The following is a 14,577-nucleotide window of genomic DNA, read 5'->3' on the forward strand; positions in this document are numbered from 1 at the left end:
TCACCGCCTCACCTGCATAAGAACTGAAGCAATGGACGAAAAACATAAATTGCCGCAAGGCGAAATGGTGCTGCGCACGCTGGCCATGCCGGCAGATACCAACGCCAATGGTGATATTTTTGGCGGTTGGCTGATGTCGCAGATGGATATGGGCGGTGCTATCCTGGCTAAAGAGATTGCCGAAGGCCGTGTTGCCACCGTGCGGGTCGACGGGATGAGTTTTCTGAAGCCGGTTGCGGTAGGCGATGTGGTGAGCTGCTATTGCCGCTGTATTCGCACCGGCAATAGTTCCATGACGATTAACGTCGAAGTGTGGATCAAAAAAGTGTCGTCGGAGCCGATTGGTCAGACATATTGTGCAACCGAAGCGGTGTTTATTTACGTCGCCATCGATAACACCGGCAAATCACGTCCACTACCACCCGGCAAAGCGAATTTGAGCGATTAACAGCAAAAAAAGCGGTCATTGACCGCTTTTTTCTTATTCGATATTCGCACCGCCGTTGATACGGAAGACGATATTCATCGTCAGATTAGTGCCGGGACGACCTGGCTGATAACGCCATTTCTTCATCGCCTGTTTCACTTCACGTTCAAACATGTTGCGCGGTTCCGCAGACAGAATCTGGATGTTATCGACACGACCATCGCTATCAACATCGAACTGCACACGCACACGCCCCTCAACACGCAGCGCGAAGGCGCGTGCCGGATAAGCTGGCTTGCTGACATTCATCGCTTTCGGGCCATCAGAAACGGAAGGCGTTGACGTTGGGGTGGTTCTCGGTGCCGTGGTCGGGCGCGTCTGAGTCGTCGGCGCATCCGTTTTCACCGGAGCCTGAGGCTTCGCTTCTTCGCGCGGTTTCACCTCACGTTTCGGCTCATGCTTCTTCTCAACCTTTGGTTTGGGCTTCGGCTTCGGTTCAGGCTTAGGAATTGGGATGGGAACAGGCTCAACTTTCGGCGGTTCCGGCGCGACTTCTGGCACTGGCTCAGGAGTGGGCTCTGGTTCCGGCGGTGGCGGGGTCTGCACCGTCGGTGCTGGCTCAGGCTGCACTTCAGGGGCTACCATCGTAACGCTGATCGGCTGGGATGCTTTCGGAACCTCAATGACCTGATGAAACGATGCATAAAGAATGCCGGCAATTACCGTGCCGTGCAGAACCACAGATAACAGCACAGAAACGGGGGTACGTTTGGGAAAAGGCGTAGTCAGCGTCGTCATAACAGTCATGTTCATTGAGTGAAGCGCAGATTTTAAATGCAAATAGCAATCAGTTTCAATAAGCAGTGTTAAGTGTGTACCGTAAATGCCTTTTTTAGCCCCATTTGCGCCGAATAGCAGTGGGATTATCTTTCGTTTGCACTCTGTGTAACGATCACTTAACGTGTTCGGCAAATCAGACCAGTCTAACGGGAGTTCCCTATCGTGCTTTATGTCATTTATGCGGAAGACAATGCAGACTCGCTCGAAAAACGCACCGCTGTACGCCCTGCCCATCTGGCACGACTGCAACTGTTGCAGGATGAGGGGCGTTTGATTATTGCTGGCCCGATGCCCGCCGTCGACAGCAACGATCCTGGTGCTGCGGGTTTTACCGGTTCTACGGTGATTGCCGAATTCCCGTCACTGGAAGCAGCACAATCATGGGCCAATGACGACCCCTATATTGCGGCGGGTGTGTATAAGCAAGTGGCGGTCAAGCCGTTCAAACGGGTATTTTGAGTAATTATTAATTAATATAAAATCAACCAGTTATGAATAATCTCATGGCTGGTTGATATTAAAGAGTACACAATAAGGTACACATTATTTTTTCTGTTTGAAAATTAACCAGCATCTAAATTGTCGGCCCTTCTCCATACCAAGACCGGATTATGCCCCAAGTCTAAACGCCGATAATCGTCACCTCTTCCAGGCCTCTCCCTCAAGTGTATCGCCGTCTTGGCAAATAATGCAGTGAGATCCAAGCGCACCATACTGACATCCGCCGAACGCCTCAAAGTAAATCGTGTCCCCCGCTTTTGGCCTTATCGATCTGTCGACCAGTCCAATCCCGTCTGCTGTTGGGACAAAAATTGTTGCTGCCGGGTGCAATATCATCAACTCATTCAATCGAGTCGACGCTCGACGTAGTCACTGGCCTGAGATGGGAAGCCCATGATTTCAACTCCGCTGTTGCACTGTATGAGATCACAGCACATAAATTAACTGTACATCCATCCAGAACCGGTTATGGGTAATGGTTATTGGAAAGTGATCAGGGGGAAGCATGATTGTTGAAGTGAAGATTGCGAAAGAGAAAGCAGGGAAAATGCCGAAAGGTGCAATGGATGCGCTGCAGGTGGAACTGACAAAGCGACTCAGCCGGAGCTATCCCGATCTGAATGTCGTAGTGAAGACCGCCAGTAATGACGGACTGTCAGTATGAGAGCGAGGGATAAGGAAGGCGACAAAGAGATTGTTTCGAAGCTGCTTCAGGGGGCGTGGGAATCTGCTGACGACTGGTTCCACTGATATCCTCTGCTACAATTATTCTATGGCATGCCACACCGACATGCCGTGGACTAAGCATTGATGATTCATTTACCCGCGCACCATCTCTCCCGGAGCGCGGGATTTTTTTATCGCCAGGAATGATTTATATCACTTCATATTATAACGTCTCTAAACTATTCTCAGCGCACTGGAACTTGCTGGTTCCGTATTGATGGTGCAGATTATACCCCCGGCCTTAGTGCCGGTTTTTTTGTTTGCATCACTGCTTACAGCATCCCTGTGTGTCCGTCTGACATACAGAAGATTAATGCATCGGACTGACAAAATTAAATCATAGTGCCGATTGTGTACAAAGTAGCGATTGTCTCTATTATAGAGATGCATCACACACAGCATACGTGTTGCATACGAGATTATTTCCCCTTCTGAACACTTCTACCTGCCCTGCGCAGGTATTTTTTTATCACCGTCATATATCACTGCTAAACTGTGTATGTAACATGTCAACCTCATGTTGCTCTCATAAATCAAGGTAACCTTTCGCCCGCGCACATCAATCCTGGACCGCGGGCTTTTTTTATTTGAGACTCAGAGCTAACGATTTTCACTGTAATCTGCCATATCTCATAATGTCGGCAGCATCCATGTATACTTTTTTTCCGACAATTCCAGGCTCAGCCCGCCTGAACTGGTCAAGCTTTTCTGCAATAGTCTGTTCGGATACCCGCCGACCGCTGAATTTCAGATCAACAGCTGCACGTCCTATCGCAGAGACCATCATGCGCATTCTTTCTTCATCAATTTCCATAAGTAATCTCACTAATATGTCGACCCGACTTGATTATTGCCGTGTAATAGAGGACAGGTTTTTAGCATTTAGTGCGGCATACTTTGAAAAATTGACATTATGGGAGTGGTGGTAAATTTGTCATCAGTAACATCTCAACATTGCCCGCGCTTACCTGACTGGAGCGCGGGCTTTTTTTATGAGCCAGTTACTTCTAACGCAGCTAAACGGTTTTCCAGAGTCGTGATGGCCTCACTCTGTGCGCTTATCAACTGCTGTTGTGCCTGCACAGCCATCGTAAGTTTGGCTATCAAGGCCACCTGGTCCAGGGCATATGCATCCCCTATCCCATTAGGGTCAGCCTCAATATCATAATCTTCCGGCAGACCGTTACCTGTAACCGTCTGGGGGGAAACCTCCACCAGGTCATTGGCTATGAATCCAAGTTTCTCAATGGATTCTTCGATGATACCCCGTGCCTTATATCGGAAGCTGGCAACCTTCCACTTCAGGACTTCAGCAAGCGTGTCATCTGGTGCCGAAGATTCAAGGTAAGTGATGTCTTTTTTAAGCTGCCTGTCAGAAGTAGATGTGGTCGTGATATATCCCGTATTGGTGGTGCCGACATACAGGGCCATCTGAGAACCAGAACCCGGATTTACCCAGTTCATGTTATAGACATAAGATGCAAATGCACCTGTGCTACCAGCCTTACAGCAATAGCCGCCATTGTTCACACGGAACATGCCGCCACCAGTTGTAAGCGAACTGGCGAAGTTCACCGTAATCTGATAGGAACCGTCGCTAATAATGCGGGAGGTATAGTCAAGCGCGCTGTTTCCATAATGGAAGTCAATGAAAGGCTGAGCAGCATACATCTCGATAACACCCGAACCTGTAGTGACATAGTTCTGGCTATTCGTATAGTCCCCACATCGTAGGGTAGATGTAGCTTGAATGGTCGCACCAGTCACGTTGTCGGAGAATGCCCCTCCGGCAAAGCTCAGTGAATTTCCGTTGATAGCTCCAGTGAACGTACCACCACTTTTATCCATTTTCCCAGCGAGAGTAGTTGAGATTCCATTCCATGCCGGTCCCGTCCATGTCGTCCCATCTGGCAAGGTAACAGTGACATTACCGGTACCACTGAAAATCTGCTGCCAGTTCGCTTTGTCCAGGTTCAGCCCGCGAATGGCGTAAGTAACCTGAGATGCCAGCGCAGACGTTATCAGATTCAGCGTTGCCAGAGGGACATAATCAAATGAAACACCCGATGTTGTCGGGCCGGTGTATGCCTGCGTCAATGTCAGCGCAGTATTGCTTGTTATTGCGCTGATCCCCAGCGTATACGCCGTACCGCCAACGCTCGCCACGATAAACCCGTTGACCGCCACATCAGTTGTAAAAGCTGTTCCGCTACCTGTTACAGCAGTGGAACCATTGGTTAAAGTAATCGTGCCTGCTGGCATAACTCTTCTCCATGCGTGCAGTGTCCCCACAGAGCAGAATCTGCGGTTACGTTAATATGCGTTATATATCAGTCAGATTGACGTTACATCAGCGAGAATGAATGAGAGGTTGAAATTCTGAAATGACCCTGCAGGTTTGTTTGACAGCGCGTCGCTCAGAACGCCAAGACCATAGATAAAGCTGGTTGCGGAATCCTGCCAGAACTGGAATCGGTCCACAGCTGCAATGGTTGTACTGTTTGAACCCCCAAAATCATCAAACCCGGATAGCTGGGTGTTGCAGAATGCATAAGACCGTCCGGAAGAGAGTGAGCCGGTTACGTTTGCCGGAAGAGTCGAATTCTGTGATGAGTAAAACTGAGAGATGAGCAGGTACTTATAATCACTGTCAAACGTCTTGATACCCGACTCATTCCACAGGGCCATAACGCCCACTCTTGCGCTGGTATCGTCTGATGGACACGCAAAAATATAATACGTAACCTGCTGGGAATTCAGGTTTGATGTTCCCTCACCCCAGATAGTAAACGTATACGTGTTCCCGCTGACAGAAAGTGAAGATATGCAACAGGCAGCCCGGTAATGATTCGTACTCGCCGTCTCGCTCCGAACAAAAATCATCGGCGGATATGCCGTCTTCACGGTAAAAGACACCGTGTAATATGCGGCAAGCCCGGAATAATAGTTACTGACCGGTGCATTTAATGTCACCGTTGCTTTCTCAATGCACATATATGCCGGGGCGGAAGCATCAAAAAGTAGCTTTCCTGCAGAATTGTACTGCCTGAAATAGGCCATCAGTAAGCCCCATAAATAAGAGAATATGCAGAACCCGCCCCGGAGTAAGAAATTGTCGCCCCGGAAACTGATACAGAGGGCGGAACAGAAAAAACATCAGACTGCGAGGCATAAACATAAAACCACACATCACTGACGCTGGTATCTATGCCCGTGTTGATTGTCCCCGCTGCCCCGGCCGCAATCTGCGTAATACCCCTTATTTTCCCCAGACGGTTTGACATATCGAACTGTACTGTTCCGTCAGCATTTCGGCAGATAAAGGTGTTTGCCATTAAATCCCCCACTCCATACGGACCACGCCGTTCGCATCCACCAGAGAGAATCCACCTGTTTTATCCAGTTTCCAGCCGGAATAACCGGAAACCCCGTAATTTGTGGATTGAATATAACTCCCGATCTTCGCATTGGTGATTGACGCGTCAGCAATGAATGCGCTGTTTATGAACACCTGCTCGTTAGTGATGGCAAATGGCGTCTGTGCATTCGTGCCATTGTAGACGGCAAACGTATCAGCATTAAAAAGCGCATAGCTCTGGACTGTTGATCCGTTCCCTTCAACCCCGAGCTGCATTCCTGCAATCGATGTGGTGCCATTGCTGTTTGTCTGAACTTTAATGCCCCACTGAGCTGACAGATTCCCCTGAGTGTCGGCCAGCGCTGTGGCGGTCTCGTTGACTACAGCAGTGTTGTCATCAACTGACGCCTGGATTTGCTGGAATTGTTGCGCATATGCCTTGTCATTGGTGGCGATGGTGGTCTGTACAGTCAGAATGTCAGCCCGGTTTTTACCTGACTGGACCATCTGATGGGTGGTGGTTGCGTCACTGTCGAGAGCGGCCTGCAGGATACCTTCGATGTTGGTATCAACCGCCTTCGACAGGTTTTCGAATGTCTCCGAATTGCGTATAGCCTCGTCGATATAGTCAATCATCCCCGGTATATCATCAGACGCCATACCAGACGCTTCCACGAATGCAGATACACCGAAGGCGTTTTTGGTGCGCACATACATGTAATACGTCGTGTCGGCTTTCAGGCCGTGCAGCGTCCACTGTGACGCACGACCGAGGAACTGCGCTTCATCCTCAACCGAAGCAACGCTGCTGGCCTGCACCTCGCCGGTGTACCAGAACTCGAAAGAGGTATCCGTGGTTGCAGTAACATTCATTACCGGTACGATATCAGCCGAAAATATGCCCGGGGTCCACTGAATAAAGGTTGGCGCAGACGGTGCGCCTATCACCAGACTGACCTGCGTTTCCGCCCCCTTCATGCCGTTGCTGTTGCGGCCACGCACCCCCAGCGTATAGCTCCCCGCATCAAGCCCATAGAAATCATAAGTAAATGCCTCAGTCTCGTAACTTTTCACCACTGTTCCGGCTTCCGTGTAAACCGTAAGTTCAAACGTCAGCTTTTTGGTGGTGGTTGCGGTTTCCCACTTCGCCGTAACCTGGACGGTTTCAGAATTGGTATTGATGATGGTCAGATTTTCAACATTGGGCACGCGGTATGTGTTCAGCGTATCGCTGGGCGTTTCAAACACCGCACCCTCGTCAACTACCGCCTGTTTGTTCGGGTCGTGGCGGGTTGCAGAGATGGTGTAAGTGGAGTTGTTCTGATCTTCGGTGATACCCATGATCCGGAAAAGCTGTGTTGCCACTTCTCCCATTGAAATTGCAAACACAGTACCGTCACGCACCCAGGCCGGTGCAGCGGAAAGCGTGATAACCGGACCGTTCACCACTGAAATGGTGTGTTTAGCAAATTTCCCGTCAGCACCCATGATCGACATCGAGTCACCGCTACCGGCCAGGCTGGTCACATCAGCGTCAACGGTAATCTGTGGGCCGCTGTGCGATATTATCCGACCACCCAGCCGCGTTCCGGCACGGTTGTTATCCGCAACCTCGATAATATCGCCCGGCATGAAGGCAATAGCATCGCGCGCCATCTGGAATGAAACCTTACGGTATTCACGCTTGCAGGACTCAATCAGCCATTTTCCGGCCCGCACGGCCTGACCACGGGACGTGCAGCCGAACGCCTCCAGCGTCGTTTCGTTGTAGTTATAAAGGCTGATTTGCTCATCATCAGAAACATATTCTTTCGACGCGCTCCAGCCGTTGTTCGGGTCTGTCCACGAGACGACAACAGCGTTATAGCGTTCGCTGCGCTTCATCGAACTGTACGTGAATTTACCGTCAACCACGCTGGCATTGGTCACGACGGCAACCGGGTCTGCCGGATTATCGATAATCATCGAAAACCGCATCCCGTCCCAGAGTGCAATGCCCCGGCACGCACTGGCAATCTTATCCAGGACGTCGCGGGCGCTGGAGGCGTCGGTCAGGTATGCGTTCATCGTAATGCGCGGCTCTTTACCACCATAACCGTCATCAACTTCCTGATCGCAGAACTGGGAAAGGATGTATAGCGTGCCGTCATCAACATCGACATAGCCCGCATATTTAGCCAGGCCATACCGGGTATTTTTCACCAACGCACGAAACAGCCAGGCTGGATTATTGGTCCATGCCGACTTAAATCCACCGGTCCAGATCCCGGTGTAGGTACGTGTCTCGGGGTCATAATTATCCGGCACATCAACGATCAGGCCGCGCAGATGATAAGTGCGGGTTGGTGTGTCCGTGTACTGGTCACGGTCAATGACGCAACCCGCGACAGCCGTATAAGGGTAGGAAAGGCTGTCATCAGTTATTTCAGTGAAGCTGTTCCACACTGTACCGTTGTTCAGCAGATCACTTGTGCTATCTGCTGTTATACGGCGCAGGCGAATGTCAAACGGTTTGGTTTCCGGCACGTCAACCAGATGCGCTTCCAGATACTCTCCCGAGATTTTCCCCGTAATGGTGACCGTTTTCGCAGTCGTCCATGCCGCCGTACCCGTGCGAGTCTCGATCACCATTGTGACCGAGGTATTTTTCTGGTTTCCCTTTGAGTCCTGCTCCACCAGCGATGACACGCCAATATTCATACGAACCCGGCTGACGTTTACATCGCTGACCGTTCGCACCAGAGGCGTGTCATAGGTCACATCTGCGTTGACGATCGTGGTGGCTTCAATAGTGTCAAAACCCGTGATCGCCGTCTGTGTGGCGCTACCCGGTCGCCATGCTGCGCTGACACCGTTTATGGTTACATTGCCGCTGGCGTCGGTAACGGGGGTGCCACTCAGCAGGAAGGAGGAAAGGTAAGTCTGATCAACAGGACCGTAGATCGGTCCTTCTGTCAGAATATCGAGTACACGGTAGTATTGTTTTGATCTGAGATTGTCATCAACCAGGGTTGGAGTGCTGCTACCGCCGCCGCCAGAACTCATGAATGCACCTCACAAAAAAAGGCCGCCCTAAGGCAGCCCTGTAAATATTTAACTTTATGTTTATCAGCTGATTGCGATGTCCCAGTCCTCGTTATTGCTGGTGTCAATCCCGAGACTGCCAACGTTCGAACCGATCACCATTTCGCCCAGAAGTATTGGCACGGGGTTACCCTGCCCGACGCGGTTTTCAGCGCTGGTAAACGAGTTGTTCGTAATGCTGGTTGAGTCATTTTGCGATGAGCTGGAGGTTTTCAGCGTGGATGTCATATAAAGCGAGTAGGCCACTGAGGCGACCGTAACCGCCACCATAATCCAGGCCGCTGTCGCTGCCTCAATGGCTCCCTCAACAACCGGAACGAACAGCACTGCCGCGCCGTCTTTCAGATGCCGATCCATATGAAATGCCAGGCTGTCGCTGGACACATCACCGCCATCGATGCGGATACGCAGGCGGGTTTTATAAAAATCTCGTTTGAAGGCAGGACACTGGGCGAGCAGCAAGCGCAGCCCCTGTGAAGGGGTATCAACATTTAAAGCGATCTGGCGGAAATGTCGTCGTAAATTCCCCGCAAATCTAAAGATGAGCATTGTTCATGCCTCCAGATGGAATGGATTAACGGTGCGTAAATCCTCCGAAGCTGCTCCCGCCGACTCAGACGCCCGTAAACCTCATGATGCAGAATGGTGTTATTCCCCAGCCATATCATGGCGTGGCATGGGTCCGCCTCGGGAAATGCGCGCCGGATAATGACATCTCCGGGCTGGATATCTGCGGCGGAAACTTCATAAAATCCGTTTGCTGCCATGTTTTTCAAATACAGATTTTCGCCACGCAGCCACCATCCATTCGTGCGTTCAAAATCAGGCAAATCGATACCACAGAGGTGATAGGCATCCCGAAACAGCGTGTAGCAGTCCGTGATGCCATGAATGAACCGGCGGCCCAGCAGATGAGGAACAGGCCGGATTTTGCGCAGTAACCCGGCACTGGCGAGCCACCAGTCAATGCCCGTGGCTATCTGTGCAGTGCGGTCAGCCGGTGACAGCACCAGTTTTGGATTTGGATGAGAATGAAAAACGGCGGTGATTTCTCCAGCCGTTTCAGCTTTGATCCAGTCTTCATCACTAATTCTGAAATGTTGGGATGGCTGTGGGTGGACATTCTCACAACGGACAAGGTGCGTGTTATTCAGGATCAGGCCGCACACCTCATTACCGGATGAAGCAGAGTAGAGAAGGCACTCATCTTCCAGAGTCATGATATTTTACTCGCCCCCGGATACCCCCCGTAGGGTTTAACCGCTGGTGCGGGAAACCGGAGGCGGCAACCGCTGAGGTGTTTTGAACACCGGTCTTTCGTTGCATCCGATGTCGGCTGATCGAACTCATCAGCCACCGCGCCGCCGCTGTAACCGCACCCGTCACCCCGGTAAAGCCACTGACATACATCAGCCAGAATGGTGCGGCCGGGGATCACGGCGTTGTCCTGATCTACCGGGGTGGAAAGGCTGTAAGTGACCTGCTCGAATGTCTCTTCAGACATTTCCTCCACGGTGTAACGGGACACAGCTTCCATCGTGGTATCAGCATCCGGATTCCCGTTCGGAAAGTTCACTGCATCAAGATGTTTTACCAGCACCTGCCGGCGGGTCAATATTGCTCCGCTTGCATCATTAAAATCACTGTTGATCCCGGTAATCAGACCGTCCATGTTGGCGACAGCCATTGTCGGACGGGCATAGGTGCCCTCGGATTTAGTTTCGAACCCCTCTACAGCAATCGGATAAGCTGAGTAAGCATTCCCCTTCCAAATCACATTGTTGTAATAACCGTTAGTACCTGAGTGAAAGCGGATGACATCGCCACCAAATGCCTGAAGGTCAAGCTCAAACAGATCGAGCATCGCATCAACACCGGCATCGACGCTTTCGATAATGAGTTCGGCAGGTATATCTCTCATCTTGGCACCTGTTCAAATGTTGCGGTTAACTCGTAATAGTTGCCGGTTTTCGTCATTGACCACGATCGGCACACAAAAAGCGCCTGGACCCCAGTGTCTGATGGCGTCCAGTAAAATGAATCAACTGCCAACCGCGCTTTAATAAAGGCTTCGGCCTCTTTTGCCACATTAGGCCGGGAGCATTTTGAATCGTCATAACCCACGAATTTAAGCGAGTAGCTGTCCATGAGTGGGTTGATGCCTTTGGTCTGACGCTGCTCATAGCCGTCCCCCAGAGACACAACAGACACGTTCGGCTCCCGCGAGACGGTATAGGCCTTCTGCGGTGGCCATGTGAAAGTTTCTGGCATGGGTTACTCCAAATAAAAAACCCGCCGGAGCGGGTTCTCAATATGCAGTGTGGATATTAAATTTCCGACACCAATTCTTGCAGCTGTTGCTTGGCTTTTTCAAACAGACGCCGCTCAATTTCAGCCAGAGACGCCAATTTGTCGTAAGGAATGCGCACTAACACTTTGATGGTCCGGTTATGATCGTCATAAATGAACTTAACCGTGGCAATAATTCCCGAGTCGTCCTCATGCTCGAAAGCAGTAATATCTTCGATGTAGCGTTGCATTTTCTCACTCCTTGTTGTCAGGTAATTATTACAGCATTATTTTGTTTTACTTAACATACCGCGCGGGCGCTGCTGATCTTTGATTTGATATAGCGCAACCTGCTTCATCATTGCAGACATTTTGTTCATAGTCGCATCGTCAATGCCGCCTGTGGTCTGGATATTGAAATGCACTTCCTGCTGAATTGTCGATCCTCTGCTGGAGCTACCAATGTCCCTGTTGCTGATCACCGAGCCGTTATCACCGGGGATCATGTACTGGCTGCCATTGCTGGCCTTGAATATTTCTGGCTTACCGCCCTCGCCCACCTTATACATGCTGTTTGCGCTGACAGGGCCGCCGTGTTCGCGAGCACCAGCCACTGACATAGTTTGCGCTGTCGTCATAGCGGCGGTGTACCCGGCAAGTCCGGCAGTGGCCGCGCCGCCGGATGTCGCTATAGAAGCAGCCATGGCAGCAGGTGACCATGAAGCCAGTAATGTGGTTGCCGCTGCCGTTCCGGCAAGAGTTGATGCAGCCAGCGCCGTAGTTGCTGATGCCTGGTTGGCTGCGATTGCCGCAGTCTGGGCTGTTTGTCCCATTACTGCGGACATAACCCACTGCGTTCCCATCTGAACCAGGCTGCTCACCACGCCATTAAGAATAGATGTGCCAATATTGGACAATGCTTCTAAAAGGCTTTGAGTGCCGTTGAGAAGGCCTGTTATTGCGTTGGTAGCGCCACCGCTCAATGACTCAATGGCTGTTCCCAGTAATGCGTTTGAATCGCTCTGGGCCTTGTAAATCTCCCACTGCGCGGCGAGACGTGCCTGCTCATACTCGGTGTTGGCAGCATTCATGAGCGCCAGCCCGTTCTGCGTCAGCACGCCCTTTTCGGTTTCAAATTGCTTAATTAATTCCAGTTTTCGGGCGTTCTCGTTAGCCAGTTGCTGTACCGGGTCGATGGTTCCCTGAGCATCCTGCAGAGGGGTAACCCCGGAATTTTGGTCTGCCCGGATCTTGGCTAAATTAACCTGGTGCTGTTGCTCCAGCTGTTCGCTGGTCTGGTTATACTGCTGCTGGGTTATTTTCTTTGCATCGTATGCAGTTTGCAGATCCTTAACATCCTGCGCATAGCTGGCATTTTCCTTTGCTTCCGGGATGAGCTTTTCAGCTGCTGCCTGAGCCTTAAGTGCGTTTGCCGTGTCCCATTTTTTTGCAGCGTACTGCCCGGCCAGCGCGATTTGTTCCTGAGTTGCACCTTTGCCGAGAGACTGCTGCGCAGTCAGGATGGCCTGTTCACGGCTCAGTTCAGTTGTCGAGTTTGCAGCAAGATCAGACTGCTGTTTCAGGTTCGCCAATTTTTGGGCGACAGTCTCTTCCTGCTTAGCCAGTTGGCTACTGCTGGTTTTAAGTTTCTGCTGAGCCTGGATATTGTTATATGTCTGCTCGGCCTCGTTCTGCATTCTGATAGCTTCTTTGCTGTCATCAGAAAATCCTGCATCCCTGGCCTTGTAAAGTGCCTGTAATCTGGCACGAGCAGCACCCTGCTTCTGCGAAAGTTCCAAATCCCGTTCTGACTGCTGTATCAGGTTCTTCTGCCCCTGAGTAAAATTATCCCTCTCAGCCTGCAAGGATTTCAACTGACCTTCTGCTATTGTTGCTTGTGATGATAAAGCGACCAAACCTTTTACAAACTCCAATAGTGCCTTAGTTCCGTCTGGAGTTGTGGAAGTAAATGTTTGGAGTCTGGAAATTAAATCCCTTAAGGCTTCGGGTGATTTGGACGTAGCTACATTATCCAATCCCCTTGCCAGTTCAAATGCCTGCTGCTGAGATATATCGAACTTGCTGGATATTGCCCCTACTGTGTTAGTCATGCTGTTAATTGTTGCTGAAAACCCACTTCCAGCATTATCAGCCTGCTTTAACGCTGATTCATAATCAGAGGTGTCAATTTTCAATGTTTTTAATGCTGATGAGAAAGTTTCAAGAGATGCATAACCTCCTCCGATTCCACTAATTAACGCATCACCAAATGACACAATAGATTTTGCTGCATCGCTCATTGCACTTGGTAGTTCTGACACAGCCTGTTTATATTCTAAAACAGCCTGATTTCTTAATATTGTTGCCGCTTCTGCATTCGTCCGAGCCAATAATGCATATTTATCAGAAAGCGCTGCGACTCCCCCCTGAGAAATAGAAATTACTTGGTCCAATGCGTTTGTGGCAGCCGCCAAATTTTTCATTTTATCTTCAGCATTACCCAGCGACTTAACCAGAGTTCCTACCAGCACGGATCCCAACGCGATTATCGCACCGATAATGGCACCGCTCGGACCGAATGCACCAGCCAGTTGAGAACCCTGCTGGCTGAATGCAACCAGCGCAGATTGTCCTCCCTGAACCTGGACAATAAAGTCCTGCACCTGATACCCGGCCTGCTGCATTTGCTGACGCCATGCCCCATGGCTTTTGGTACCCTGATCGACACTGTTTTTCATGTCGAAAAGCTGTCCGGTTAACTGACCAATTTTCTGCTTTTCTTCATCACTTGCAGAAGATCCAGCCCGCAACTGCGCAGCCAGGACAGCCGCACTACGCGCTCCATTCTCGTTGGCTTCTTCCAGAATGGCTATCTGGTTGCCAAGCCCCTCAATCATTGACTCGGCGCGTGAATACTCGCTTGATGCCGCAGCCGTGCTGCTGGAAGACTCCTTCATAGCGCTCGCCATAGAGTTCACCGATGAAATCAGTGTCTGCATGGCGGCATTCATCTGTGTCAGCGTCATGCTGGCGGCTACAGAGTTTGTGTTGGCCTGGCTGATGGCTGTGGCTACGGCAGAAAACGTGGTGTTCAGCGATTGAAGACTGCCATCCATTGATTTGGCATGGCTGGTGATCTGATCCAGATTAGACGCTGTAGACTTTGCTTCTTTACCAAGATTATCAATTGCTTTCCCGGTGTTCTTAGCGTTACCGGTCATGTCAGACAAAGCCGATTTAACCTCATTGGCACCAGTCAGGAGTTTGGCAGTCTCCAACTCAACGTCGTAATAAATCTCCCCAACCTTTTCTGACATACGGATCTCCGAGAAATAAAAAACCCGCATTTCGC

14 protein-coding genes and 1 pseudogene are annotated in these 14,577 nt (G+C 50.6%); 3 read left to right on the forward strand and 12 right to left on the reverse strand.

Annotated features, from left to right (window positions below; all coding sequences use genetic code 11):
• Positions 1-31 precede the first annotated feature (31 nt).
• Complete coding sequence (gene yciA, locus PAT9B_RS10615) at positions 32-448, forward strand: acyl-CoA thioester hydrolase YciA (RefSeq protein WP_041525794.1); 417 nt, start codon at positions 32-34, stop codon at positions 446-448.
• Positions 449-481: 33 nt separating this feature from the next.
• Here yciA and tonB read toward each other — a convergent pair whose 3' ends face one another.
• Positions 482-1,225 carry a TonB system transport protein TonB gene (tonB, locus tag PAT9B_RS10620; RefSeq protein ID WP_190274630.1) on the reverse strand — a complete coding sequence of 248 codons (744 nt, stop codon included), beginning with the start codon at positions 1,223-1,225 and terminating at the stop codon, positions 482-484.
• Positions 1,226-1,429: 204 nt separating this feature from the next.
• Here tonB and PAT9B_RS10625 point away from each other — a divergent pair, with 204 nt between their 5' ends.
• Positions 1,430-1,726: a YciI family protein gene (locus tag PAT9B_RS10625; RefSeq protein WP_013509271.1), complete on the forward strand. Its 297-nt coding sequence runs from the start codon at positions 1,430-1,432 to the stop codon at positions 1,724-1,726.
• A gap of 547 nt (positions 1,727-2,273) precedes the next feature.
• Positions 2,274-2,518 (forward strand): annotated as a pseudogene (locus PAT9B_RS10635) (DinI-like family protein).
• Positions 2,519-3,104: 586 nt separating this feature from the next.
• Here the strand turns inward: PAT9B_RS10635 and PAT9B_RS10640 are convergent.
• From PAT9B_RS10640 to PAT9B_RS10690, 11 genes are all read right to left on the reverse strand, one after another.
• Positions 3,105-3,308 (reverse strand): hypothetical protein, encoded by a 204-nt coding sequence (locus tag PAT9B_RS10640; RefSeq protein WP_013509273.1) that lies wholly within the window; start codon positions 3,306-3,308, stop codon positions 3,105-3,107.
• 176 nt (positions 3,309-3,484) lie between these two features.
• Positions 3,485-4,756, reverse strand: coding sequence for a tail fiber domain-containing protein (locus PAT9B_RS29390; protein ID WP_013509274.1), 1,272 nt, complete (start codon positions 4,754-4,756; stop codon positions 3,485-3,487).
• Positions 4,757-4,828: 72 nt separating this feature from the next.
• A complete protein-coding gene (locus tag PAT9B_RS10650) occupies positions 4,829-5,554 on the reverse strand; it encodes a hypothetical protein (RefSeq protein WP_013509275.1) in 726 nt (241 codons plus the stop codon).
• On the reverse strand, positions 5,554-5,829 hold the full coding sequence (locus PAT9B_RS10655; protein ID WP_041525795.1) for a hypothetical protein: 276 nt from the start codon (positions 5,827-5,829) through the stop codon (positions 5,554-5,556). The genes PAT9B_RS10650 and PAT9B_RS10655 overlap by 1 nt, the downstream gene beginning before the upstream one ends.
• Positions 5,829-8,897 (reverse strand): host specificity protein J, encoded by a 3,069-nt coding sequence (locus PAT9B_RS10660; protein ID WP_013509276.1) that lies wholly within the window; start codon positions 8,895-8,897, stop codon positions 5,829-5,831. The genes PAT9B_RS10655 and PAT9B_RS10660 overlap by 1 nt, the downstream gene beginning before the upstream one ends.
• 63 nt (positions 8,898-8,960) lie before the next feature.
• A complete protein-coding gene (locus PAT9B_RS10665; protein ID WP_013509277.1) occupies positions 8,961-9,485 on the reverse strand; it encodes a tail assembly protein in 525 nt (174 codons plus the stop codon).
• Positions 9,428-10,156 (reverse strand): C40 family peptidase, encoded by a 729-nt coding sequence (locus PAT9B_RS29660; protein ID WP_013509278.1) that lies wholly within the window; start codon positions 10,154-10,156, stop codon positions 9,428-9,430. The genes PAT9B_RS10665 and PAT9B_RS29660 overlap by 58 nt, the downstream gene beginning before the upstream one ends.
• Entirely contained in the window at positions 10,153-10,857 is a 705-nt protein-coding gene (locus PAT9B_RS10675; RefSeq protein WP_013509279.1) for a phage minor tail protein L, read from the reverse strand. Before PAT9B_RS10675 ends, PAT9B_RS29660 begins: the two co-directional genes overlap by 4 nt.
• Positions 10,854-11,207 (reverse strand): phage tail protein, encoded by a 354-nt coding sequence (locus PAT9B_RS10680; protein WP_013509280.1) that lies wholly within the window; start codon positions 11,205-11,207, stop codon positions 10,854-10,856. Before PAT9B_RS10680 ends, PAT9B_RS10675 begins: the two co-directional genes overlap by 4 nt.
• Before the next feature lie 56 nt (positions 11,208-11,263).
• Complete coding sequence (locus PAT9B_RS10685) at positions 11,264-11,476, reverse strand: hypothetical protein (RefSeq protein ID WP_013509281.1); 213 nt, start codon at positions 11,474-11,476, stop codon at positions 11,264-11,266.
• A gap of 36 nt (positions 11,477-11,512) precedes the next feature.
• Positions 11,513-14,542: a phage tail length tape measure family protein gene (locus PAT9B_RS10690; RefSeq protein WP_013509282.1), complete on the reverse strand. Its 3,030-nt coding sequence runs from the start codon at positions 14,540-14,542 to the stop codon at positions 11,513-11,515.
• Positions 14,543-14,577: the final 35 nt, after the last annotated feature.

The organism is Pantoea sp. At-9b (genome assembly GCF_000175935.2).
GTDB lineage: Bacteria > Pseudomonadota > Gammaproteobacteria > Enterobacterales > Enterobacteriaceae > Pantoea.